The 22,598-nt window shown below is 70.5% G+C and carries 20 protein-coding genes; 6 read left to right on the plus strand and 14 right to left on the minus strand.

The window, feature by feature from the left end; genetic code table 11:
- The first annotated feature begins 5 nt into the window (after nucleotides 1-5).
- Nucleotides 6-1,802, plus strand: coding sequence for a sensor histidine kinase (locus tag IEY79_RS06470; RefSeq protein ID WP_189106328.1), 1,797 nt, complete (start codon nucleotides 6-8; stop codon nucleotides 1,800-1,802).
- Here IEY79_RS06470 and IEY79_RS06475 read toward each other — a convergent pair.
- From IEY79_RS06475 to IEY79_RS06505, 7 genes are all read right to left on the minus strand, one after another.
- Nucleotides 1,799-2,668, minus strand: a complete 870-nt coding sequence (locus IEY79_RS06475; protein WP_189106329.1) for a Cof-type HAD-IIB family hydrolase — start codon at nucleotides 2,666-2,668, stop codon at nucleotides 1,799-1,801. The two genes, IEY79_RS06470 and IEY79_RS06475, sit on opposite strands and share 4 nt — an antisense overlap.
- 91 nt (nucleotides 2,669-2,759) lie before the next feature.
- A complete protein-coding gene (locus IEY79_RS06480; protein WP_189106330.1) occupies nucleotides 2,760-3,665 on the minus strand; it encodes an LLM class flavin-dependent oxidoreductase in 906 nt (301 codons plus the stop codon).
- Between the two features lie 54 nt (nucleotides 3,666-3,719).
- Nucleotides 3,720-4,295: an RNA 2'-phosphotransferase gene (locus IEY79_RS06485; protein WP_189106331.1), complete on the minus strand. Its 576-nt coding sequence runs from the start codon at nucleotides 4,293-4,295 to the stop codon at nucleotides 3,720-3,722.
- A gap of 163 nt (nucleotides 4,296-4,458) precedes the next feature.
- The gene (locus IEY79_RS06490; protein WP_189106332.1) at nucleotides 4,459-5,421 is read right to left on the minus strand and encodes a MerR family transcriptional regulator; all 963 of its coding nucleotides are present in this window, start codon (nucleotides 5,419-5,421) and stop codon (nucleotides 4,459-4,461) included.
- Nucleotides 5,422-5,451: 30 nt separating this feature from the next.
- A complete protein-coding gene (locus tag IEY79_RS06495; protein WP_189106443.1) occupies nucleotides 5,452-6,339 on the minus strand; it encodes a metal-dependent hydrolase in 888 nt (295 codons plus the stop codon).
- Nucleotides 6,340-6,422: 83 nt separating this feature from the next.
- A complete protein-coding gene (locus IEY79_RS06500) occupies nucleotides 6,423-8,366 on the minus strand; it encodes an SDR family oxidoreductase (RefSeq protein ID WP_189106333.1) in 1,944 nt (647 codons plus the stop codon).
- Entirely contained in the window at nucleotides 8,366-9,208 is an 843-nt protein-coding gene (locus IEY79_RS06505) for a M24 family metallopeptidase (RefSeq protein WP_189106334.1), read from the minus strand. The genes IEY79_RS06500 and IEY79_RS06505 overlap by 1 nt, the downstream gene beginning before the upstream one ends.
- 287 nt (nucleotides 9,209-9,495) lie before the next feature.
- Here IEY79_RS06505 and IEY79_RS06510 point away from each other — a divergent pair, with 287 nt between their 5' ends.
- The 5 genes from IEY79_RS06510 (at nucleotide 9,496) to IEY79_RS06530 (ending at nucleotide 14,056) form a co-directional block, all read left to right on the plus strand.
- Nucleotides 9,496-10,551: an ABC transporter ATP-binding protein gene (locus IEY79_RS06510; protein ID WP_189106335.1), complete on the plus strand. Its 1,056-nt coding sequence runs from the start codon at nucleotides 9,496-9,498 to the stop codon at nucleotides 10,549-10,551.
- A complete protein-coding gene (locus IEY79_RS06515; protein ID WP_189106336.1) occupies nucleotides 10,541-11,422 on the plus strand; it encodes an ABC transporter permease in 882 nt (293 codons plus the stop codon). Before IEY79_RS06510 ends, IEY79_RS06515 begins: the two co-directional genes overlap by 11 nt.
- The gene (locus tag IEY79_RS06520) at nucleotides 11,419-12,330 is read left to right on the plus strand and encodes an ABC transporter ATP-binding protein (RefSeq protein ID WP_189106337.1); all 912 of its coding nucleotides are present in this window, start codon (nucleotides 11,419-11,421) and stop codon (nucleotides 12,328-12,330) included. The genes IEY79_RS06515 and IEY79_RS06520 overlap by 4 nt, the downstream gene beginning before the upstream one ends.
- A 29-nt stretch (nucleotides 12,331-12,359) precedes the next feature.
- A complete protein-coding gene (locus tag IEY79_RS06525; RefSeq protein WP_189106338.1) occupies nucleotides 12,360-13,079 on the plus strand; it encodes an ABC transporter permease subunit in 720 nt (239 codons plus the stop codon).
- Nucleotides 13,080-13,360: 281 nt separating this feature from the next.
- Nucleotides 13,361-14,056: a hypothetical protein gene (locus tag IEY79_RS06530; protein ID WP_189106339.1), complete on the plus strand. Its 696-nt coding sequence runs from the start codon at nucleotides 13,361-13,363 to the stop codon at nucleotides 14,054-14,056.
- A gap of 322 nt (nucleotides 14,057-14,378) precedes the next feature.
- Here the strand turns inward: IEY79_RS06530 and IEY79_RS06535 are convergent, their stop codons facing one another.
- The 7 genes from IEY79_RS06535 to IEY79_RS06565 form a co-directional block, all read right to left on the minus strand.
- Complete coding sequence (locus IEY79_RS06535; RefSeq protein WP_189106340.1) at nucleotides 14,379-15,233, minus strand: HAD family hydrolase; 855 nt, start codon at nucleotides 15,231-15,233, stop codon at nucleotides 14,379-14,381.
- On the minus strand, nucleotides 15,230-16,519 hold the full coding sequence (serS, locus tag IEY79_RS06540) for a serine--tRNA ligase (RefSeq protein WP_189106341.1): 1,290 nt from the start codon (nucleotides 16,517-16,519) through the stop codon (nucleotides 15,230-15,232). Before serS ends, IEY79_RS06535 begins: the two co-directional genes overlap by 4 nt.
- 559 nt (nucleotides 16,520-17,078) lie before the next feature.
- A complete protein-coding gene (gene pheA, locus IEY79_RS06545) occupies nucleotides 17,079-18,014 on the minus strand; it encodes a prephenate dehydratase (RefSeq protein ID WP_189106342.1) in 936 nt (311 codons plus the stop codon).
- A gap of 68 nt (nucleotides 18,015-18,082) precedes the next feature.
- Nucleotides 18,083-19,309 carry an iron uptake transporter deferrochelatase/peroxidase subunit gene (gene efeB / locus IEY79_RS06550; RefSeq protein WP_229700716.1) on the minus strand — a complete coding sequence of 409 codons (1,227 nt, stop codon included), beginning with the start codon at nucleotides 19,307-19,309 and terminating at the stop codon, nucleotides 18,083-18,085.
- An 82-nt stretch (nucleotides 19,310-19,391) separates the two neighbouring features.
- Nucleotides 19,392-21,404 (minus strand): copper resistance CopC/CopD family protein, encoded by a 2,013-nt coding sequence (locus IEY79_RS06555; protein ID WP_189106344.1) that lies wholly within the window; start codon nucleotides 21,402-21,404, stop codon nucleotides 19,392-19,394.
- A 14-nt stretch (nucleotides 21,405-21,418) separates the two neighbouring features.
- Nucleotides 21,419-21,862: a copper chaperone PCu(A)C gene (locus IEY79_RS06560; RefSeq protein WP_229700692.1), complete on the minus strand. Its 444-nt coding sequence runs from the start codon at nucleotides 21,860-21,862 to the stop codon at nucleotides 21,419-21,421.
- Between the two features lie 59 nt (nucleotides 21,863-21,921).
- Nucleotides 21,922-22,584, minus strand: coding sequence for an SCO family protein (locus IEY79_RS06565; RefSeq protein ID WP_189106345.1), 663 nt, complete (start codon nucleotides 22,582-22,584; stop codon nucleotides 21,922-21,924).
- Nucleotides 22,585-22,598: the final 14 nt, after the last annotated feature.

Genomic DNA, 22,598 nt, shown 5'->3' on the forward strand with positions numbered 1-22,598 from the left:
AGGGTATGAAGGCGCCCGAACCACAGGACTTCCCCGAGGACTTTCCTCAGGACGACCCCGACGACGGGACCGCCCCCCATGACAGCGGCACCGACACCGAGCGCCGGCTCCAGAGCAGATCCACCGAGCTCACCGCCCGCGTCCCGCAGCTGCTCGAAGCCATGCGCTCCGTCGGTACCGGCCTCGAACTGCACTCCACCCTCGACCGGATCTGCGAGACGGCGGCCCGCCTCGTCGGCGCCCGCTACGCGGCGCTCGGCGTCGTCGACGCGGCGGGCGGCCCGCTCACCGACTTCGTCACGTACGGCGCGGACGCGGATGCCGCGCGGCGGATCGGCCGCCGCCCCGACGGCCACAGCGGACTGCTCGGCGAGCTGATCCGCCACCCCGAACCCATCCGGCTCGCCGACCTCACCGCCGATCCGCGCGCGGTCGGATTTCCGCCGCACCATCCGCCGATGCGGACGTTTCTCGGTGTTCCCATCCGCGTCCAGGGCGAGGTCCTCGGGAATCTCTATGCCACCGAGAAGCACGACGGTGCCGAATTCACCGAACACGACCAGCACATGATGCGCGTGCTCGCGACCGAGGCCGGCCTCGCCATCGGCAACGCGCGGCTGTACGAGGCGGCGCGCCAGCGCGAGCGCTGGATCGACGGTTCGGTGGCCGTCACGACGGCCCTGCTGTCGGGAAAGGCGGCCGAGCCCCCGGACGGCACCGAGCACACCGACTACACCGAGCATGCCCACCACGCGCTCACCGTCGTCGCCGAACAGGCCCGCCGGCTCGCCGACTCGGCGGCGGGCTTCGTCCTGCTGCCCACGCCCGAGGGGGGACTGGAGGTCGTCGCCGTCTCGGCCGACGACCCGGAGGATTTCATCGGCGCCCGGATCCCGGGCAACAGCCCCGTCGTCGCCCGACTGCTCGCCGGCGAGGCGGTGTACGTGGTGGACCCCGGCACCGACCCGCGGCTGGTCTCCCCGCTGTCCGCCCGTTTCGGCCCGGCCATGCTGCTGCCGCTGCACAGCGACGGCCGGGTGCTCGGCGTACTGGTCACCCCTCGCGCGATCGGCGCCCGCCCCTACACCGAGGCGGAACGCACCCTCGGGACCCAGTTCGCCTCGCAGGCCGCTCTCGCGCTGATGATGGCCGAGGCGCAGCGCGACCGGGAACGGCTCGCGGTGTTCGAGGACCGCGACCGCATCGCCCGCGACCTCCACGACCTGGTCATCCAGCGACTGTTCGCCGCCGGGATGATGCTGGAGACCGCGCAGCGGCAGTCGGACGTGCCCGAGGTGCGATCCGGTGTGGGCAGGGCCGTCGACGAACTGGACGTCACCATCCAGGAGATCCGTACGGCCATCTTCGCCCTCCAACAGGGCCCGGCCGAGGCGCCGTCCGGGCTGCGCACCCGGGTACTTCGCGAGATCAACATGGCGGCCGTACCGCTCGGCTTCAGACCCACCCACCGCTTCGTGGGCGCGGTCGACTCGGCCGTCGGAGAACTCACCGGCAAGAACCTCATCGCGGCCCTCCGCGAAGCCCTGTCCAACACCTTCCGGCACGCGCGCGCGTCACGTATCCACATCACGCTCGACGCGAACGCCGAACTGCCCGACGGCACCCCCGCCGTACGCCTGTCGGTCGCCGACGACGGCGTGGGCATCCCGGAGGGCGGCAGGCGCAGCGGCCTGCGCAATCTGCGGCGGCGCGCCGAGTCGCTGGGCGGATCGAGCGAGGTCGGCCCGGGCCTGGGCGAGAACGGCGCGGGCACGACGGTGCTCTGGCAGGCCCCGCTCTAGGACGCGTCAGGCCTCTGCGCCCGTACGCGCGCGATCAGCCGCTCGATGATGACGGCGACGCCGTCCTCGTTGTTCGCCACGGTGCGGCCCGAGGCCGCGGCGATCACATCCGGATGCGCGTTGCCCATCGCGTACGACGTACCGGCCCACTCCAGCATCTCCACGTCGTTCGGCATGTCCCCGAAGGCCACGACCTCGTCGGAGGAGATGCCGCGCTCGGCGCAGCAGAGCGCGAGCGTGCTCGCCTTGCTGACCCCGAGGCCGCTGACTTCGAGCAGTGCGGTGGGGCTGGAACGCGTGAAGGAGGCCAGATGCCCGGCGGTGGTACGGGCCAGGGTGAGGAAACCGTCGGGCGTCAGGGTCGGGTGGAACGCCAGGAGCTTCACCACCGCGTCGCCGGCACCGTCCCCCGCCTCTTGGAGCAGCTTCTCGGCGGGGGCCACGTGTGCGCCCGGGTCGTCGATGAAGGGTGGGTACTCCGGCTCGTAGTTGAAGCTGCCCGTCGTCTCGACGGCGAAGACCGTGCCGGGCGCCGCGTCCCGCAGGGCCTGTACGACATCGAGCGCGGCGCCCCGGTCCAGCCCGCGAACCTTGACCAGCTCCCCACCGCCGTGCAGATCGACGACGACGGCCCCGTTCGCACAGATGGCGAGCCCGTGACGGTGCACATGGTCACTGACGACCCCCATCCAGCGGGCCGGCCGCCCGGTGACGAAGAACACCTCGATCCCGGCTTCCTCGGCATCGGCGAGCGCGGCGACGGTGCGCTCGGACACGGTCTTGTCGTCGCGCAGCAACGTTCCGTCAAGATCGGTGGCGATCAGCCGGGGGCGGGCGGGGAGCGAGGACTCGCTAGCTGAGGTCACCTGTCCATACTCCCGCACAGGTGTGCACGGGAGTGCGGAGGGGCGCACATCTGAGACCTACATCAGCCCCCTCCTGCTGTGCGCCGGGCGGTCAGCCGCCGAGCTGGGCGGGAGCCTCGGTGGCGATCTTCTCGAAGACGGCCTGGTCGGCTGCGAAGTCCGAATCGGGGATGGGCCAGTGGACGACCAGCTCCGTGAACCCGAGATCCTGGTGCCGGCCCGCGAAGTCGACGAACCGGTCCAGGGACTCCAGCGGGCGGGCGCGGTCCGGGGTGAAGCCGGTGAGCAGGATCTTGTCCAGCCCGGCGACATCCCGCCCGGCCTCCGCGCACGCGTTGCCGAGCTTCTCGATCTGGCCGCGGACGGCTTCCACCGACTGGGCCGGGGTGCCCTGCTCGTACAGACTCGGGTCGCCGGTGGTCACCCACGCCTGCCCGTAGCGTGCGGCGAGCCTCAGCCCGCGCGGGCCGGTCGCGGCGACGGCGAAGGGGAGCCGGGGGCGCTGCACGCAGCCGGGGATGTTCCGGGCCTCGACGGCGGAGTAGTGGGTGCCCTGACGGGTGACCGCGTCCTCGGTGAGCAACTGGTCGAGAAGTGGCAGAAACTCTCCGAACCGGTCGGCCCGCTCACGTGGACTCCATGCCTCCTGGCCCAGGGCGGTGGCATCGAACCCGCTGCCACCCGCGCCGATGCCCAGGGTGAACCGGCCGCCCGAGACGTCGTCGAGCGAGATCAGCTCCTTGGCGAGGGTCACCGGATGCCGGAAGTTGGGCGAGGTGACGAGGGTCCCCAGCCGAAGCCGCTCCGTGACGACCGCGGCGGCCGTGAGCGTGGGCAGTGCGCCGAACCAGGGGCCGTCACGGAAGGTCCGCCAGGAGAGATGGTCGTACGTGTAGGCGGCGTGGAGACCCAGCTCCTCGGCACGCTGCCACTTCGCGCGGCCTCCCTGCTGCCAGCGGTCGACAGGAAGGATCACGGTACTCAGACGCAGACTCATGCTCCGAGCGTACGTCCGCCTTTCCGGCGGCCGGGCGCCGGTCTCCCCGCCGGCTCAGGCGCTGAAGCGGAGGTAGCGCGGGGGTACGGCGTCGGCCAGCCAGACGCCGTTGGCGCTCACCCGGAAGACGTGGCCGTCGCGGTGCATCGCCGCCGCGTCCACGGGCAGGACGATCGGGCGGCCGCGCCGTGCGCCGACGCGCGTCGCTGTCTCGCGGTCGGGGGAGAGATGGACGTGGTGGCGGTTCATGGGGCGCAGGCCCTCGGCGCGGATCGCGTCGAGGCTGTGGGCGACCGTGCCGTGGTAGAGGTACGCGGGCGGTTCGGCCGGTGGCAGGTCCAGGTCGACCTCGACCGTGTGGCCCTGGTTGGCGCGGATCCTGGTGCCTTCGATCGTGAAGCGCCGTTTGTCGTTGACGGCCACGACGTGGTCGAGCTCGGCGCGGGTGATGGGGAAGCGGTGGTCGGCCGTCGCGCGGAGCAGGGCGTCGACCTCCACCCAGCCGTTCGCGTCGAGCGTGAGGCCGATGCGTTCGGGCTGGTGGCGCAGGTGTTTCGAGAGGTATTTCGACACCTTCACGGTGCGTCGTTCGTCGGGCGTTCCCGCGCCCGGGGTGTGTGTTCGGGTCATTCGCCCAGCGTGCCCGGTGGCGTCGGGCGGGCGCCACTTATTTCGGTCCGGTCCGACGCGCATCGATCCGATCGAAAACGATCACTCCGCAAATGTTTGATCCACAGTCAACTCAGGTTATCCACAGGTCAATTGATCAATCTGTGGACAACGGGAGCCCGGATTAGGTCTTTTGGTCAAGTTGCGTGTTCTGTCTGTGGGTTGTGGTGAGCAGGTCCAACGTCCGTGCCCGCAGCTCCCGTTCGGTGGCCGCCGCGATGAACGCCGGGATGCTCTCCTCCCCAACGAGCCCCTGGACAGCGTCGACCGTCCCGGCCGGGAGGGCCACGGAACGGGTCCCGTCTCCCGACTGCTCCTGCTCCCCCGACAGCAGGTGCCTCCTAAGACGCCGGGTCGCGAACAGCCGCATGGCACGCGCCAGTTCGGCATCGACGGTCTGCCGGGCGAGCGGGCGCAGGCGTCGTACGAGCGTCGCCGCTTCGGCCGCGTCCGTGTCCGTCGACGGGCGATGTCCCAGATACCGCGCGAAGACATGCTCGGTCGTGAACTCCAGGAAACGCGCGGCGATGTGCTCGACCTGCCCGCGAAGTTCCCGCAGATGGGCGGAGATCGCGGACAGCGGCACCCCGGCCGCGTACAACTCGGCCGCCACCGCCAGCTCTTGAGGGCTCGGTACGAGGAACTCGTCGTCCCGCCCGGGGACCCGCTCCAGCACCCCCAGCTCCACCGCCTCGGCGAGCGCCGCCTCGTCGGGGGAGCCGCCGAACCGCTCGTCCAGCTCCGCGCGGCTGATCCGGGTGGCCCGCTCGTCCGTCCACGGTCCGTGCACCTCGGCGACCAGGCCCAGCACCCCGCCCAGACCCCGCCCGGTGTCCCAGGCCTCCAGCAACTCCTTGATGGACGCCAGCGTGTAGCCCCGGTCGAGAAGGTCCGCGATCTGCCGCAGCCGGGCCAGGTGCGGGTCCCCGTACACATTCGCCCTGCCCTGCCGCTCCGGGGCGGGGAGCAGCCCGCGGTCCTGGTAGCCCCGGATGGTCCGGACGGTGGCGCCGCTCGCGTGCGCCAGGTCCTCGATCCGGTACCGGCCCCCGGCCCGGGGCCGCGACGTCCCCGAATCCTCCGACACGCTCACTCCTCCCACGGCCCCGGCACGCCGCTATCCCAGCGCCGTGCGGCCGACCGCCCCGGCAGCCGCGCGGGCCGCGGGCGAGGTCGCGAGATAGTCGACGGCCCTGCGGAGCGAGCCTTCCTGCGAGGGATGGTACGACCGCCGCAAGTACCGGGGCACCGCCGCGCCCAGCTCGCTCCACGTCGGCAACAGGCCCTTGGCCACGGCGCGGTTGTGCTCGCGCAGCGAGTAGCGCGGCCGGCCGGCGAGCCGCGGGTCGTGCCGGATCAGATACGCCGCCCCGCGCGCCCAGAACCAGAGCATCACCGGCGCCGCGACGACCATCGTTTCCACCCGGCGGGCGTAACGCACCGGATCGGGGCCGCCGCAGTGCTGGTACATGTCGAAGGCCACCGACCGGTGTTCGACCTCCTCGGCGCCGTGCCAGCGCAGCAGGTCGAGCATGACCTCGTCCGCCCCCGCGTGGTCCAGCGCGTCCGCGCGCAGCACCCAGTCCCCCAGGACCGCCGTGAACTGCTCGATCGCGGCGACGATCCCCAGTCTGAAGCGCAGCCAGCTCCCCGGCGGCCACGGCGGCCCGAACGGCGGCTTCTCGCCGAGGAGGATCTCGAAGAGATGGTCGACGTGCCGGGTGTACGGCTCGGTGTCCAGCCGCTGCTCCGCGAGATGCTTCAGCACATACGCGTGCTGCGCGCTGTGCGTCGCCTCCTGGCCCATGAACCCCTTGACGTCCTTCAGCAGCACCGGGTCCCGGACCAGCGGCAGGGCTTCCTTGAAGACCCTGACGAACCAGCGCTCGCCGGCCGGGAGCAGCAGATGCAGCACGTTGATGACGTGCGTGGCGGTGGGTTCGTCCGGTATCCAGTGCAGCGGCGTCTCGCGCCAGTCGAACGACACCCGCCGGGGAGCGATCACATACGGCCCGTCGGCCGCGCTCCCGTCGGGGGCCGGGGAGTCGCGGGCGTCTCCGTCCGGCGTCGCGGGCTCTGCTTCCCGGTTCACAGCGGGGGCTCCACACGGGCTATCGCGCGCAGTGCCCTGGGTGCGAGGCGGGACAGCAGCCGGGCGCCCCGGGCCTCCGGCGTGACCGGTACGACGGCCTCGTTGCGGACGACGGCCCGCAGGATCGCGTCGGCGACCTTCTCCGGCGGGTAGTTGCGCAGCCCGTACAGCCTGGCGGTCCGCTTCCGCCGTCGTTTCTCCTCCTCCGCCGAGACTCCGGTGAACCGCGCGGTTGCCGTGATGTTGGTGTTCACGAAGCCGGGACAGATCACGGAGACCCCGATGTCCTGTCCGGCGAGCTCGGCGCGCAGGCACTCGCTGAGCATCAGCACCGCCGCCTTGGAGGTGCTGTAGGCGGGCAGCGCGCGCGACGGCTGATAGGCCGCCGCCGACGCGGTGTTGACGATGTGCCCGCCCTCGCCGCGCGCCGCCATCTGCCCGCCGAATATCCGGCAGCCGTGGATGACGCCCCAGAGATTGACGTCCAGGACCCTCTTCCAGTCCTCGCTCGTGGTGTCCAGGAACGGCCCGGAGAGCCCGACCCCCGCGTTGTTCACCAGCACGTCCACCGTGCCGTACTCGGCGGCGACCTTCTGGGCCAGCTTCTCCATCGCCTCCTCGTCGCCGACATCGACGGTCTCGGCCCAGGCCTGCGGGGCGCCGATCAGCCGGGCCATCTCGGCGGTCCTGGCGACCCCTTCGGCGTCGCGGTCGACCGCGACGACCCGGGCGCCCGACTCGGCGAACGCGAACGCGGTCGCCCGCCCGATGCCGCTCGCCGCCCCGGTCACCAGGACCAGCTGCCCGCCGAACCGCTCTCCGTAGGGCCCGCTCGCCACCAGGTCCCGTGCCCGGCGGGCCCGGTTCTCCCGGCGGGCCTTCTCCGCCGGCCCGAGCGCCACACCCGCCGGTGCCACGCCCCCGAGCGCGGCCCTCTCCGCCCCGGTTTCCGGTTCCGGCTCGTGGGCCGTGACGAAGTCCGTGATCCAGGAGGCCAGCTGGTCCGGTCGCGTACGCGGCACCCAGTGCTTGGCCGGGAGCGTACGGCGCACCAGCTGCGGCACCCACCGCTCCAGATCGTCGTAGAGCCGCTCGGAGAGGAAGGCGTCCCCGGTCGGGGTGATCAGCTGGACGGGCGCGTGCGCGTGCGCGTCGGCGCGCGGTCTGCTCAGCCGGGCGTGGATGTTGTCCCGGTAGAGCCAGGCGCCGTGGGCGGCGTCGTCCGGCAGCGAGGCCGTCGGATAAGCGTCGGGCCGGTGCCCACTCGCGGACTCCGTCCCGCCGCCCGGTGCCTGGGGCCCCCGGCCCGACGGCACCTTCTCGAAGCGCTCGAGAAGTCTCGGCCACTGCCTCCCCAGCGGCCCGCGCCACGCGAGTTCGGGCAGGACCGGCGTATGCAGCAGATACACGTACCAGGACTTGGCGCCCTGGCCCAGCAGTTGGCCCAGCGCGCGCGGCGTCGGCCGGGTCAACCGCCGCTTGATCCAGTGTCCGAAGTGGTCCAGCGAAGGCCCCGACATCGAGGTGAAGGAGGCGATACGGCCCGATGTGCGCCGTACGGTCACGAACTCCCAGCCCTGCACGGACCCCCAGTCGTGCCCCACCAGATGGACCGGCCGGTGCGGGCTCACCGCGTCGGCGACCGCCAGGAAGTCGTCCGTCAGCTTCTCCAGGGTGAAGCCGCCGCGCAGCGGCTTCGGCGCCGTCGAGCCGCCGTGCCCCCGGACGTCGTACAGCACCACATGGAACCGCCCTGCGAGCCGCCCCGCGACCTGGGACCAGACCTCCTTGCTGTCCGGATAGCCGTGCACGAGCAGGACCGTCGGCCGCGCGGGGTCACCGAGCTCGGCCACGCACAGATCGATCCCGCCGGTGCGCACCCGGCGCTCACGTACCGCCACGAGCCCGCCCGACGGCGACGGAACAGACTGAAACGACATCACGCACCCTTCCCCCAACGCCGCACATGCGGCAGATCGTCATCCAGCCAGAACGCGCTCTCGGCCGGGTCCCTGGAGTCGGTGACCACCAGGATCTCCTCGAACTTGGCGCCCGTACCCCGGAATCCGAGGTGCGGCTCGACCGCCCACAGCCCGGGTCTCGGCGGGTGGTCGGAGAATCTGTACGGGCTCCACAGCGGCGACCAGCCGTCCCGGTGTCCGTGCAGCGCGTCGCTCGCAAGGCCCTTGAGCGCCTGCGTACCGAAGCCGAGAACACGCGGTGACCAGCGCCGGTCCTTCACGCGGTCGATCTTGTGGGCGATCACCCCGAAGGGGTAGGCCCGGTGTCTGTTCTCGTATCCCTGCCGGACCATCAGCCGGTCCACGTCCTCGTAGATCTCCCGCAGCGACCGCCGCTCCCGCACCTCGCGCAGCAGCAGCTCACGGTGCGCCCGGAGATCCGCGAGCAGTTTGTCGTGCAGCGGATTGGCACCCAGACAACCCGAGTAGCCGACGTCGGCGGTGAAACCCCCGTGGACCGGCGCCATGTCGAGGATGAACGGCATGCCCTCGGCCAGCGCGCGGTTGGTGGGGAAGAACTGGAGCGGGATCCGGAACCCCGTGAACGCCGTGCGGTCCCCGAACCAGGCGAAGGGCAGATGGAACCAGTCGCGCACCCCGCGCGCCCGCAGCCAGTCGCGCTGCATCCGGGCGGCCTCGCGCTCCGTGACACCCGGCCGCAGGCGCGCGGCCACCGCTTCGGCGCACTCGTAGGCCAGCCGCTGCACGGATCTGAATCCCCGCAGCTCCGTGGCCTGTTCGGCCGTCACCGCTGAAGCCATGCCACCCCTCCGTGCCGATCGCGGACGCGACGCCGGTCACGCCCGGTCACACCGCCCGATCACTCCGGGACGAATGCGGTACGCGTCCGTAACGTGACACAGATGAATGTGACAATGTCCGGCGGCTGCGTCAAGGGGCTCTCCCCGCCTGTGGAAAACCTCCCCGACCCGGAACCTTCGGCTTAACTTTTTATGCTGCCCTTACGGGTCCGTACGCCTCAAGGGGGACCCCGAGACAGCCGCCAGGGCTGACGTCCGCTGTGGTGTGCGCCACTACCGTCGTCAACGTGACTGTGATCGCCACTGAAGCCCTGAGTAAGCGGTTCCCCCGGGTAACCGCGCTTGACCGGCTCTCCTTGGACATCGGACCGGGCGTGACCGGTCTGGTGGGTGCCAACGGAGCCGGCAAGTCCACCATGATCAAGATCCTGCTGGGGCTGTCCCCCGCCACGGAAGGCCGGGCCGCCGTGCTCGGGTTCGACGTCGCCACCGACGGCGCCGCCATCCGCGAGAGCGTCGGATACATGCCCGAGCACGACTGCCTGCCGCCCGATGTCTCGGCGACCGAACTCGTCGTCCACATGGCGCGCATGTCCGGCCTCCCTCCGACCGCCGCCCGCGAACGCACCGCGGACACGCTGCGCCACGTCGGCCTGTACGAGGAGCGGTACCGCCCCATCGGCGGCTACTCGACCGGTATGAAACAGCGCGTCAAGCTCGCGCAGGCGCTGGTCCACGACCCCAAACTCGTCCTCCTCGACGAGCCGACGAACGGCCTCGACCCCGTCGGCCGCGACGAGATGCTCAACCTGATCCGGCGCGTGTACACGGAGTTCGGCATCTCCGTCCTCGTGACCTCGCACCTCCTCGGCGAGCTCGAACGCACCTGTGACCACGTCGTCGTCATCGACGGCGGCAAGCTGCTGCGCTCCAGCTCCACGAGTGACTTCACACAGAACACGGCGACGCTCGCGGTCGAGGTCACCGACACCGACACCCACCCGGACGGCACCCGCGCCCTGCGCGAGGCCCTCACCGCGGCCGGGCTCTCGCTCCACGTGGGTGAGGAGGACGGGCTGCCCGGCGCCGGCCACATCCTGCTCATCGAGGCGACGGGCGAGGAGACGTACGACGTCGTACGCGACACCGTCGCCGAACTCGGGCTCGGCCTCGTACGGATGGAACAGCGCCGTCACCACATCGCGGAGGTCTTCCGCGCCAAGGACGCCGAGCGGGAAGCCGCGCGGGACGCCCTGACGGCCGGTGACGGACAGGCCGTACCGGCACAGCCGGGCACCGCGGAATTCGCACTTCAGAAGGGAGGCGGCAGCGATGAGCGCTGATCTCACCCAGATCCACAACATCGGCTACCGCAACTACGACGGTCCGCGGCTCGGCCGCGCCTACGCCCGCCGCTCCCTCTACTCGCAGTCCCTGCGCGGCTCCTACGGCCTCGGCCGGTCCGCCAAGTCCAAGATCCTGCCGATGATCCTTTTCGCCGTGATGTGCGTGCCCGCGGCCATCATGGTGGCCGTCGCCGTCGCCACCAAGTCGAACGACCTGCCCGTCGAGTACACGCGGTACGCGATCTTCACCCAGGCCCTCATCGCGCTCTACCTCGCCGCCCAGGCGCCCCAGTCCGTCTCGCGCGACCTGCGCTTCAAGACGGTGCCGCTGTACTTCTCGCGCCCGATCGAGCGCTTCGACTACGTCGTCGCCAAGTACGGCGCGATGGCCTCGGCCCTCTTCATCCTGACCGCCGCGCCGCTGCTGGTCCTCTACATCGGCTCACTGCTCGCCAAGATGGACTTCGCCGACCAGACGAAGGGCTTCGGACAGGGACTCGTCTCCGTGGCGCTTCTCTCGCTGCTCTTCGGCGGACTCGGCCTGGTGATGGCCGCCCTCACCCCGCGCCGCGGCTTCGGTGTCGCCGCGGTGATCGCCACACTGACCATCACCTACGGCGCGGTCTCCACCGTCCAGGCGATCGCCTTCGAGACCGGATCCTCCGGCGCCGTCCAGTGGCTCGGCCTCTTCTCGCCCATCACGCTCATCGACGGCGTACAGACCGCGTTCCTCGGCGCCACCACGTCGTTCCCCGGCTCGGCCGGTCCCTCGGCCGGTGTCGGAGTCGTCTATCTGCTGGTCGTTCTGGCGCTCATCCTCGGCTCGTACGCCGTCCTCATGCGCCGTTACCGGAAGGTCGGGCTGTGACCACCATCAACATCGAGCACGCGTCGCGCTGGTTCGGCAACGTGGTCGCCGTCAACGACGTCACGATGACCGTCGGCCCCGGCGTCACCGGACTGCTCGGACCGAACGGCGCGGGCAAGTCCACGCTCATCAACATGATGGCCGGCTTCCTGGCGCCCTCCAACGGAAGCGTCACCCTCGACGGCGACACCATCTGGCGCAACGAGTCCATCTACCGCCAGGTCGGCATCGTCCCCGAACGCGAGGGGATGTACGACTTCCTCACCGGGCTCGACTTCGTCGTCGCCAACGCGGAACTGCACGGCCTCGGTAAGAAGGCGGCCCAGAAGGCGCTCGCGACCGTGGAGATGGAGTACGCGCAGGACCGCAAGATCGCGACGTACAGCAAGGGCATGCGGCAGCGCGTGAAGATGGCGTCCGCCCTCGTCCACGAACCGTCCGTGCTGCTCCTCGACGAGCCCTTCAACGGCATGGACCCGCGCCAGCGCATGCAACTGATGGAGCTGTTGCGGCGGATGGGCGACTCCGGCCGCACGGTCCTGTTCTCCTCGCACATCCTTGAGGAGGTCGAGCAACTGGCCTCGCACATCGAGGTGATCGTCGCGGGCCGGCACGCCGCGTCCGGCGACTTCCGCAAGATCCGCAGGCTGATGACCGACCGGCCGCACCGCTATCTCGTACGGTCCAGCGACGACCGCGTCCTCGCCGCCGCGCTGATCGCCGACCCCTCGACGGCCGGCATCGAGGTCGACGTCACCGAGGGCGCGCTGCGCATCCAGGCCGTCGACTTCGGGCGCTTCACCGAGCTGCTGCCGAGGGTCGCCCGTGAGCACTCCATCCGGCTGCTCACGGTCTCGCCGTCCGACGAGTCCCTCGAATCGGTCTTCTCGTACCTCGTAGCGGCCTGAGCGGCCTTGACAAGGAGCTGTGACGTCCCATGTACCACCCCACAGTCGCCCGGCTCACCTACCGGGCCCTGCTCGGCCGGCGCCGGGCCGCCGTCCTACTGATCCTGCCGGCGCTGCTGATCCTCATCGCCATGGCCGTACGGGCCTTCAACGGCGTGGACGACCAGATCGCCTCGGACGTCCTGGGCGGCTTCGCCCTCGCGACGATGATCCCGCTGATCGGTGTGATCGCCGGAACGGGCGCGATCGGTCCCGAGATCGACGACGGATCGATCGTCTACCTGCTGGCGAAGCCGGTCACCCGGCCGTCGATCATCTTCACCAAGCTGATCGTCGCGATCTCCGTGACCATGGTGTTCTCCGCGGTCCCCACCTTCATCGCCGGAATGATCCTCAACGGCAACGGCCAGCAGATCGCGGTGTCGTACACCATCGCCGCGCTGGTCGCCTCCATCGCCTACAGCGCGCTGTTCCTGCTGCTCGGCACGGTCAGCCGGCACGCGGTCGTCATCGGCCTCGTCTACGCGCTGGTGTGGGAGACGCTGTTCGGCAGCCTGGTCGCGGGCGCGCGGACGCTCAGCGTCCAGCAGTGGTCCCTGGCGGTCGCCGAGAAGACCAGCGGCGAGGGCATGATCGCCTCGGACGTCGGACTGCCGGCGGCCGTCGTGCTGCTGGTCGGCGTGACGGTGGCCGCGACCTGGTACGCGGGGCGGAAGCTGCGCACGCTGACGCTCGCGGGCGAGGAGTGAGCGAGGGTTTCCCACCGCCGTACATGATCGTGCGCGACGCCGCGACCCCCTCCCTCCGGGTGGGGGTTGCCGCGTAACTGTACGTTTATCGGCTCGTTGTTCCGTGTGCGTGGAGGCAACTGGAGTCCGTGACGTCGAGCGTTCGTGAAACTGGGGATTGCCGGTGCCGGATCGAAAGCCGCACCGGTCATTGAGTGAGTAGCCACCGTGAGCCGACCTCCGCCCCTGAAGCCCGGGGTTGAGGGCAGTCCATCACCGGTTCACGAATGGAAGGCACACTCATGCCATCGGAAGTCACCCTGCTCGAATCGCGCACCATGCGCGTCGAGCATCTGGGGCGCGTCGAAGCGCTCGACAAGGTGAAGGCCTTGGTCATGCTGCCGGACGGTATGCACATGCGTACAGAGGACGCGTCTCGGTACTTCGAAGTATCCACAGACGCCATCAGGCAGCTGGTCGCACGTCATCGCGCTGAGCTCACGGAGAATGGGATGCGCGTGCTGCGAGGCTCTGACCTGCGGCGATTTCATAGTGACATCTTGTCACTATGGGGCGCGGACCAGGGAGAAAGTTATCCACAGGCGGTCACTCAGCTCACGCTCTACACCCGCCGGGCCGTCCTCAACATCGCGATGCTTCTCCGCGACAGCGACATCGCCCGACGCGTCCGTACGTATCTCCTCGATGCCGAAGAAGGCTGGCGCGAGGGGTACGCGTCGCTCGACCGGCGCGTCACCGACGTGGAGTCCTGCCTCGGTGGTGTCGGCGTCGCGCTCCAGGAGCTGGGGCCGGTTCTGAACCGGATGTCGTACCGGCTCGACAGCCTGGACCGGCGGCTCGACGCCACCAACCAGGTCGTCGCGGCGATCAGCAACCGGCTCTGCCAGATGTCCGAGGACATCAACCGCGTGGATGCCAGGGTGGACGATGTCGTCCATCAGCTGAAGGATCTCCGCCGCGGCCGTAAGCGCCGCTGACCCGCTCCGGCAGGCTCGCGTCCGTCCGTGGCACTCTCACGGGCGGACGCGGGCCGTACACGGACCACCGCGGCCGGTCACGGATAACCGGTGGCGCCGAACTCCCGCCCCGGTGCACAGTGGTGGTGGCAGGTACCACTGGACCGGGAGCGGAGCGCGGCGATGACGAGTAGTTCCCGTCCGTCGAGTTCCCGACAGGGCAGTCCCGACCCGGCACCGGAGTAACCACTTCCGCTCCGTGCAGCCGACGGTGACCCGCCCAAGGGGGCGGTCGCTTCGAGCGCGCGTTCGCGCGGACCGCCCCCTCCCAGCCCGCTCGGCCTCAGCCCTGCTGAAGCAGCCTCTCCAGCACCACCGCGATGCCGTCGTCGTCGTTCGACGCCGTCACCTCGTCCGCCACGGCCTTCAGCGACTCGTGCGCGTTGGCCATCGCCACGCCGTGCCGCGCCCAGCCGAACATCGGGATGTCGTTGGGCATGTCGCCGAAGGCGATCGTGTCGGCCGCCGTCACACCGAGCCGCCGCGCGGCCAGCGAGAGCCCCGTCGCCTTGCTCAGACCCAACGGCAGGATCTCCACGACGCCCGGCCCCGCCATCACCACGGCGACCATGTTCCCGACGGTCTCCTGCGCGACCCTCGCCAACTCGTCGTCGCTCAGCCGCGGATGCTGGATGTAGACCTTGTTGATCGGCGCGGTCCACATCTCGGCGGGATCGTCCAGGAAGAGCGCGGGCAGCGGGCCGTCCTGCACCCGGTATCCGGGGCCGATCAGTACGTCGCCGTCGAGACCGTCACGGCTCGCGGCCAACGCCAGCGGGCCGACCTCCGCCTCGATCTTCGACAGCGCGAGGACGGCCACCTGACGGTCGAGAGTCACCGACGTCAGCAGTCTGTGCTCACCGGCGTGGTAAACCTGCGCGCCCTGGCCACAGACCGCCAGCCCGTCGTACCCGAGATCGTCGAGGATGGCCCGCGTCCACGGCACCGCCCGCCCGGTGACGATGATGTGCGCCGCGCCGGCCTCCGTGGCGGCGGCCAGCGCCTCACGCGTCCGTGCGGAGACCTCGTGGTCCTCGCGCAGCAGCGTGCCGTCGAGGTCGGTCGCGACGAGCTTGTACGGGAAGGCGGAGGCGGAGGCGGGAGCTGCCGCCGAGCCGGCCGCGGGGGCGGAGCTCACTTGGCGATCGGCTCCAGCGTCTCGCGCCCGCCCAGATACGGACGCAGCACCTCCGGCACCCACACAGAACCGTCCGCCTGCTGGTGGTTCTCCAGCAGCGCCACGATGGTACGCGTGACGGCGCAGAGCGTGCCGTTCAGCGTCGCGAGCGGCTTCACGTGCTGCTTGCCGTCCTGCGCGGCACGCATCCGTACGGAGAGCCGGCGGGCCTGGAAACCGTCGCAGTTGGACGCCGACGTCAGCTCGCGGTACTTGCCCTGCGTCGGGATCCACGCCTCGCAGTCGAACTTGCGCGAGGCCGACGCACCCAGGTCGCCCGTCGCCACGTCGATCACCTGGAAGGGCAGCCCGAGGCCGCTGAGCCACTGCTTCTCCCACTCCAGCAGCCGCGCGTGCTCGGACTCGGCGTCCGCGGGGTCGACGTACGAGAACATCTCGACCTTGTCGAACTGGTGCACCCGGAAGATGCCCCGGGTGTCCTTGCCGTACGTCCCCGCCTCACGGCGGAAGCACGGCGAGAAGCCCGCGTACCGCAGGGGCAGCTTGTCGGCGTCGATGATCTCGTCCATGTGGTACGCGGCGAGGGGCACCTCCGACGTACCGACCAGGTAGAAGTCGTCCTTCTCCAGGTGATACACGTTCTCCGCGGCCTGGCCGAGGAAGCCCGTGCCCTCCATCGCGCGCGGGCGCACCAGCGCGGGGGTCATCATCGGGATGAAGCCGGCCTCGGTGGCCTGCGCGATCGCCGCGTTCACCAGGGCGAGTTCGAGCAGCGCGCCGACGCCCGTCAGGTAGTAGAAGCGCGAGCCGGAGACCTTCGCGCCGCGCTCCATGTCGATGGCGCCGAGCGCCTCGCCGAGCTCCAGGTGGTCCTTGGGCTCGAAGCCCTCGGCGGCGAAGTCGCGCGGCGTGCCGACCGTCTCCAGGACGACGAAGTCCTCCTCGCCGCCCACGGGTACGTCAGGGTGCACGATGTTGCCCAGCTGGAGGAGCAGCCGTCTGGCCTCCTCGTCGGCCTCGTGCTGTACGACGTCGGCCGCCTTCACGGCCGCGGACAGCTCGCGCGTGCGGGCGAGCAGCTCGGACTTCTCGTCGCCGCTGGCCTTGGACACGAGTTTGCCGAGCGTCTTCTGCTCGGATCGCAGCTCGTCGAAGCGGACGCCGGAGGCCCTTCGCCGCTCGTCGGCGGAGAGCAGGGCGTCGACGACGCCGACGTCCTCTCCACGGGCGCGCTGCGAGGCGCGGACACGGTCGGGGTCGTCTCGGAGCAGGCGAAGGTCAATCACCCCACCAGGCTACCGGTGCGCGGTTCCGCCACCCCACCCCCTTTTCGAGTGCATGGCAGTTTGTCCGGATTGCCGCAATTGGGAACGGTGGGGAAAGAGCGAAAAGGAGGGGTCGCTTACGTCAATGGGAGGTTGCCAATTCCCCGGAAAGAGGCGCCGCCCGTGTGCCGTTGACTCATTTCCCTTGCGGCGCACGGCACTTGAGGTGGCGTTGTCCACAGAGGGGCGGACGCCCGGAAAGTTATCCACAGGCTGTGTGGGGGATCTGTGGATCGCGAGCGATATCGCGGTGAAGGCCCAAGTGGGGCCGAGGGGATTCTTCTCCTGAACCCGCCTCGCGCGCTCATTCGGGTGGGACTTGGTCCCTCTAACGAGTTGGGCAATGAAATGGGGGTGACGCAGGGCACTTCTATGTCCTGTGGATGGAAGAACGGTCGCTGAGGAGATTTGTCGACCGAGTCGGCCGGCGCTGTCGACTTGTCCCCAGGGGGAAGGGTCAGCCTGTGGATAACTTTGGGGACAACGGGGGCCGACCGCGTCCCCCACCGCCCCCGGCGGCTCAGATCCGGCCGTCCTGGCTCCGCGCCAGCCAGTCGGCGGCGTCCATGAACTCCGCGTCCGACGTCCCCGCGCGCAGCCGTCGCACGTCCTGCGGAGCCACACCCGCCCTCGGGTACGAGCCGAGGAAGCGCACCTTCGGGCTGATCCGCTTCAACCCCATCAGCGCCTCGCCCATCCGACGGTCCGCGATATGACCCTCGGCGTCCACGGCGAAGCAGTAGTTACCGATGCCCGCGCCCGTCGGACGCGACTGGATCAGCATCAGGTTGACCCCGCGCACGGCGAACTCCTGGAGCAGTTCCAGCAGCGCGCCCGGATGGTCGTCCCCGAGCCAGACCACGACCGATGTCTTGTCCGCGCCGGTCGGCGCCGACGGCCGCGCGGGCCGGCCCACCAGGACGAAGCGCGTCTCCGCGTTCTCGGCGTCGTGGATCTCGGTGACCAGGGCTTCGAGCCCGTACGTCGCCGCCGCGAACTCACCCGCGAAGGCGGCGTCGAACCGGCCCTCCTGGACCAGTCGCGCGCCGTCCGCGTTCGACGCGGCCGACTCCCACAGCGCGTTCGGCAGATTGGCCCGCAGCCAGTTGCGCACCTGCGGTTGCGCCACCGGGTGCCCGGTCACCGTCTTGATGTCGGTCAGCGACGTCCCGGGCCTGACGAGGAGCGCGAAGGCGATCGGCAGCACCACCTCGCGGTAGATCATCAGCTGCTCGCCCGACGCGAGTTCGTCGAGGGTCGCTGTGACACCGCCCTCCACCGAGTTCTCGATGGGTACGAGGGCGGCCGCGGCGTCCCCGTGCCGTACGGCGTCGAGGGCCGCGGGCACCGAGACCATCGGGATCAGCTCCCGGGTGGCGGCTTCCGGCAGGGTGCGGAGGGCGGCTTCGGTGAAGGTGCCCTCGGGGCCGAGGTACGTATAGCGCGTGGCCGACATGTGGTCACTTTAGTCCGACCGGCGGACAGCGCAGGACTCCGGCTCAAAGCCCCACCCCGCCCCCCGGCTCAGGACTCCAGCAGACGTTGCCCCACGTACTCGCCCTCGCGCGGTCCGCCCGGCACCGCGTACAGGCCGCTCGCCTCGTGCCGTACGAACGCCGACAGCGCGTCGCCCCGGTCGAGCTTGCGCTGCACGGGCACGAAGCCCTTCAGCGGATCGGCCTGCCAGCAGATGAACAGCAGGCCCGCGTCGGGCGTGCCGTCCGCGGCGATCCCGTCGTGGAAGGAGAACGGGCGGCGCAGCATCGCGGCCCCGCCGTTCTGCTCCGGCGCCGAGATCCGCGCGTGCGCGTTGTCCGGGATGACGAGCTTGCCGTCCGGACCGGTCTTGTCGAGGTCGAGCGCGGTCGTCTCCGTACCGCCGGTGAGCGGGGCGCCGTCGGACTTGCGGCGGCCGATGACAAGCTCCTGGCGGTCGACCGGCAGGGCCTCCCACTCGTCGAGCAGCATGCGGATGCGGCGTACGACGGCGTACGAGCCGCCCGCCATCCAGTCGGGTGTCCCGGTCGGCGGCTTCGCGGGGACGAAGATCCGCCGGTCGAAGTCGGGCTCCGCCGGTCTGGGGTTGTTGGTGCCGTCGACCTGGCCCATCAGATTGCGGGCCGTCATGGGACGGGCGGTGGCGCCGGGCGAACGGTTGAAGCCGTTCATCTGCCACCGCACGTGCGCCGCGTCGCCCGCCTCCTTGAGAAGCGTGCGCAGTGCGTGGAAGGCGACGAGCGCGTCGTCCGAACCGATCTGCACCCACAGATCGCCGTCGCTGCGGCGGGCGTCGAGGTGGTCCGACGAGAAGGCCGGCAGCGGGTCCAGCGCGGAGGGGCGCCGGGCGGCCAGCTTCGTACGGTCGAAGAACGTACGGCCGAAGCCGAAGGTGACCGTCAGCGCGGACGGCCCCGCGTCCAGGGCGACTCCTGTGTCGCGCTCGCCGGCCGGTTCGCCCGCCATGAGCCGCCGCGCGGTCTCCGACCAGCGGCGCAGCAGCGCGGCGGCCTCTCTGCGGCCCGCGCCCGGTGCGAGGTCGAGGGCGACCAGATGGCCGCGGGCCTGCATGGGCGTGGTGATACCGGCCTGGTGGGCGCCGTGGAAGGCGACGGAGGCCGAGCCGACGGTGGCGAGCGCGGTCGGCTCGTCGGGCCGGGTGGCGGCGTACGCGGCGCTCCCGCCGGCCGCTCCGGCGACGAGGCCCGCGGCGCCGGCCGCACCGGCCGTACCGATCAGCCGCCGCCGCGAGATCGCGCGGGTGGGGTCAGCTCCGCCGCCCCCGGTGCCGGTGCCGGAGGCGGCGTCGCTGGTCGTACGGGTGTCGCTCACGGGGTCAACCGATCTTCACGTTCTTCTCGATGGTGGTCTGGTCGATGTCCGAGGTCCGCACGGTCACCTGGAGATGCCAGTCGCCGGGCATCGGGATCTGTACGTTGCCGGAGCTCCAGTGTCCCGCCGCCAAGCGCTCCGGCACGACGGGGAGGGGGCCGATCTGCTCGGACCTGAGGGTGTACGAGACCTTCACCTCGGGCACGTCCATCGGCTTGCCGTCCGGGCCGTCGACCCAGACGTGCATGAGGTTGGCGCCGGGGCTCGCGGGGTCGAGGGTGAGCCGCAGGGTGCCCTTGCCCTTCACGCCGCCGGTGTCGAACGGCTCGGTGAGGCTGATGGGACCGGCGGGTGCCGCGGGCGCGGATGCCTGGGTGCCCGAGCGGCCGACCTCCTTCGCCTCCGTACGTCCGGGCTCGGTGCCCGTCAGCGCGGTCGTGACGGCGAGCACCACGAGGGCGATGCACGCCTCCGTAAGTACGGAGCGGCGCAGCCCGGACCGCTCGGTGTCGGCGTCGCGGACGCGCTTCTTGCGGGCGGTGGCCAACGCGGTTTGCTGGCGGGCGAGTTGAGCGGCACGCTCGGGGTCGGGCCCGGTCTCGGTTTCGGTCTCGGCCTCGGCGTCGTCCTCCGCATCGGCTTCCGCTTCGGTCTCGACGCCGGCCTCGGCCGCCGCCTCGACGCCTGCCTCCGCCTCGGTCCTCGCGCGCTCGCCGAGCAACCCCGTCCAGCGCCGCGAGAACCAGGCGGCACCGAGCAGTACGGCGATCAGCGCGACCTTGACCAGCAGGAGCTTCCCGTACGACGTGTCGGTCAGCGCCGACCACGAGCCGACCTGCCGCCACGCCTGGTAGAGCCCGGTCACGGCCAGGACGACGACGCTGCCGAAGGCGATCCGCGAGAAGCGCTGCACGGCGGCGCGTTCGATGTCCGGTGTCCGGTAGAGGGCGATCAGCAGCGACACGAGGCCCCCGAGCCAGGTGGCCACGGCCAGCAGATGCAGTACGTCGAGCGGCATGGCGAGACCGGTCTGGATCCCGGTCGACGCGTGTTCGGACAGCGCCCACGTCCCGGCGATGCCGGCGGCGACGACCGTGCCGCCCAGCCCCAGCCCGAAGGTGAGGTCGGCCTTCGCCTTGCCCGCATCGGCCCCCGTCCCGGCAGCGTCCCCGGACTCAGTTCCCGCTTCCGTTCCCGCTTCCGCTTCCGTGACGCGCTTCGCGTACGCGCCGAACAGCACGGCGATGAAGAGCGCGGCCGCGCCGAGCAGCAGCAGCCGCGAGACGAGCGCGGCGCCCGTCTTGGTGTCCAGCACGTCCGTCAGTCCGCCCAGGTCGAACGCGTCGCCGAGCTTGCCGGACCCGGTGTACGGCGTCCTCAGTAGGAGGAGGACGAGTGTCGCGGCGGTCAGCGTGACCCAGCCACCGACGACGAGCCGCTGCAACGGCCGCACGGACGCGCCGCGTTGCCAGCAGGCGAGGACGAACGCCGCACCGCCGACGAGGGCCACGAACCCGGCGTACGAGATGTAGCGCACCGTGTCGTACAGCAGGCCGACCACTCCGCCCCCGGCCTCCTGGTCGGGCACGGTGGCCGTCGTCTTCGACGGTGCTCCTACGGAGAAGGTGAACGCCCCCGACACGGGATGGCTGTCGGCGGAGACCGCCTGCCAGGCGACGGTGTACGTGCCGTCCGGCAGCCCGGTCTTGAGGTCGACGGCGTAGCGGACGGTGCCGCCCTCGCTCAGATCGCGCATCTTCGCGACGTCGACGCGCTTGCTGGTGGGGTCGAGGACCCGGATGGAGTCGTCGCCCATGGCGATCTGTTCGGAGAAGGTGAGTGTGACGTCCTTCGGAGCGACATCGACCACCGCCCCGTCCTTCGGGTCGCTGCCCGTCAGCGCCGCGTGCGCCGACGCCGTACCGGAGAGCGCGCCGAGGAGACCGACGATCAGTACGCCGGTGACGAGCAGCAGCCGTATGAGCCGTGTTCCGAAGCGGGGGGCGGTGGCCGTCATGGTGAGTCAGTCCCTCAGTGCTGCGTGGGGTTGTAGGTGGTCTCCTTCACGGGAAGGTCGACCTTGATCGGGTCGGTCTTCTCGAAGTGCAGTTCCACGGCGATCCGTTGGCCCTGTTCCGGCTTCTTCTTCAGGCCCATGAACATCAGATGGTTGCCGCCGCGGGCCAGATTCAGCTCGCCGCCGGCCGGGATGTCGAAGGACTTCACCTGCCGCATCTTCTGGTCCTTGGTCTCGTGGATCGTGACGTCGTCCGAGATGTCGCTGGTGACGGAGGTGAGTCTGTCCGCCGCGCCACCGCTGTTGGCGACCGTGAGGAAGCCGGACGCCATGTCGCTGACGGGCTGGGGCATGAAGGCCCCGCTGACCTTCAACCGAGGCTCGTCCTCGGAGGCGTCCGCCGACGAGCACCCGGCGAGCGAGACCAGTGACGCCAGTGACGCCGCGGACACCAGCACCGCCCGGGCGGCCGTGAGACGACTCGCCCCTCGGCGTACGGGACGGCCGCCGCACGCCCTCACGGGGTCTCGCCCTTGATGAGTTTCGGCAGGTCCTTCGTGTAGTCGTCGGCCGTCGTGTCCTCGCCGTACAGGACGTAACCGCCGTCGGTCTTCGGCGAGAACGCGATGACCTGCGCCCCGTGCATGGAGACGACGCTGCCGTCCTTCTCCTTCGTGGCCGGCTCGATGCCGATGCCGACCTGGCGCGCGCCGGCCTGGATGGTCGGGAAGTCGCCGGTGAGGCCGACGAAGGACGGGTCGCCCGCGCTCGGCAGCCACTTGGCGAGTTCGGCGGAGGTGTCCCGCTCGGGGTCGGTGGTGATGAACACGACCTGGAGCTTGTCCTGGTCGGCCTTGGGGAGCGCCTTCCTGGCGATGGCGATGTTGCTCATCGTCAGCGGGCAGACGTCGGGGCAGTGCGTGTAGCCGAAGTAGATCAGCGTCGGCTTGCCCTTGGTCTCCTCACGGAAGTCGTACGTCTTGCCCTTGGTGTCCTTCAGGACGAGGTTCGGCTTCTCGAAGGGCTTGTCGAGGACGGTCGCCGCCTTCGTCTTCGGCTGGGCGGAGACGTCCGCCACGGGCTTCGACGCGGTGTCGTCGTCGCCGCTTCCGCAGGCGGACAGGGTGAGTGCCGCGACCGCCGCGAGCGCGGCGGCGGTGAGCACGGTCTTCTTGTGCATGGAGGTAGTTCCCA

This window comes from Streptomyces camponoticapitis (assembly GCF_014646115.1).
GTDB lineage: Bacteria > Actinomycetota > Actinomycetes > Streptomycetales > Streptomycetaceae > Streptomyces > Streptomyces camponoticapitis.

Coding starts and splice junctions, on each gene's coding strand:
- IEY79_RS06500 (WP_189106333.1), bottom strand. CDS start 8,366: ATGTCGTTTCAGTCTGTTCCGTCGCCGTCGGGCGGGCTCGTGGCGGTA.
- IEY79_RS06505 (WP_189106334.1), bottom strand. CDS start 9,208: ATGGCTTCAGCGGTGACGGCCGAACAGGCCACGGAGCTGCGGGGATTC.
- IEY79_RS06515 (WP_189106336.1), top strand. CDS start 10,541: ATGAGCGCTGATCTCACCCAGATCCACAACATCGGCTACCGCAACTAC.
- IEY79_RS06485 (WP_189106331.1), bottom strand. CDS start 4,295: ATGACCCGAACACACACCCCGGGCGCGGGAACGCCCGACGAACGACGC.
- IEY79_RS06565 (WP_189106345.1), bottom strand. CDS start 22,584: ATGCACAAGAAGACCGTGCTCACCGCCGCCGCGCTCGCGGCGGTCGCG.
- IEY79_RS06470 (WP_189106328.1), top strand. CDS start 6: ATGAAGGCGCCCGAACCACAGGACTTCCCCGAGGACTTTCCTCAGGAC.
- IEY79_RS06555 (WP_189106344.1), bottom strand. CDS start 21,404: ATGACGGCCACCGCCCCCCGCTTCGGAACACGGCTCATACGGCTGCTG.
- IEY79_RS06480 (WP_189106330.1), bottom strand. CDS start 3,665: ATGAGTCTGCGTCTGAGTACCGTGATCCTTCCTGTCGACCGCTGGCAG.
- pheA (WP_189106342.1), bottom strand. CDS start 18,014: ATGTCGGCCACGCGCTATACGTACCTCGGCCCCGAGGGCACCTTCACC.
- IEY79_RS06525 (WP_189106338.1), top strand. CDS start 12,360: ATGTACCACCCCACAGTCGCCCGGCTCACCTACCGGGCCCTGCTCGGC.
- IEY79_RS06530 (WP_189106339.1), top strand. CDS start 13,361: ATGCCATCGGAAGTCACCCTGCTCGAATCGCGCACCATGCGCGTCGAG.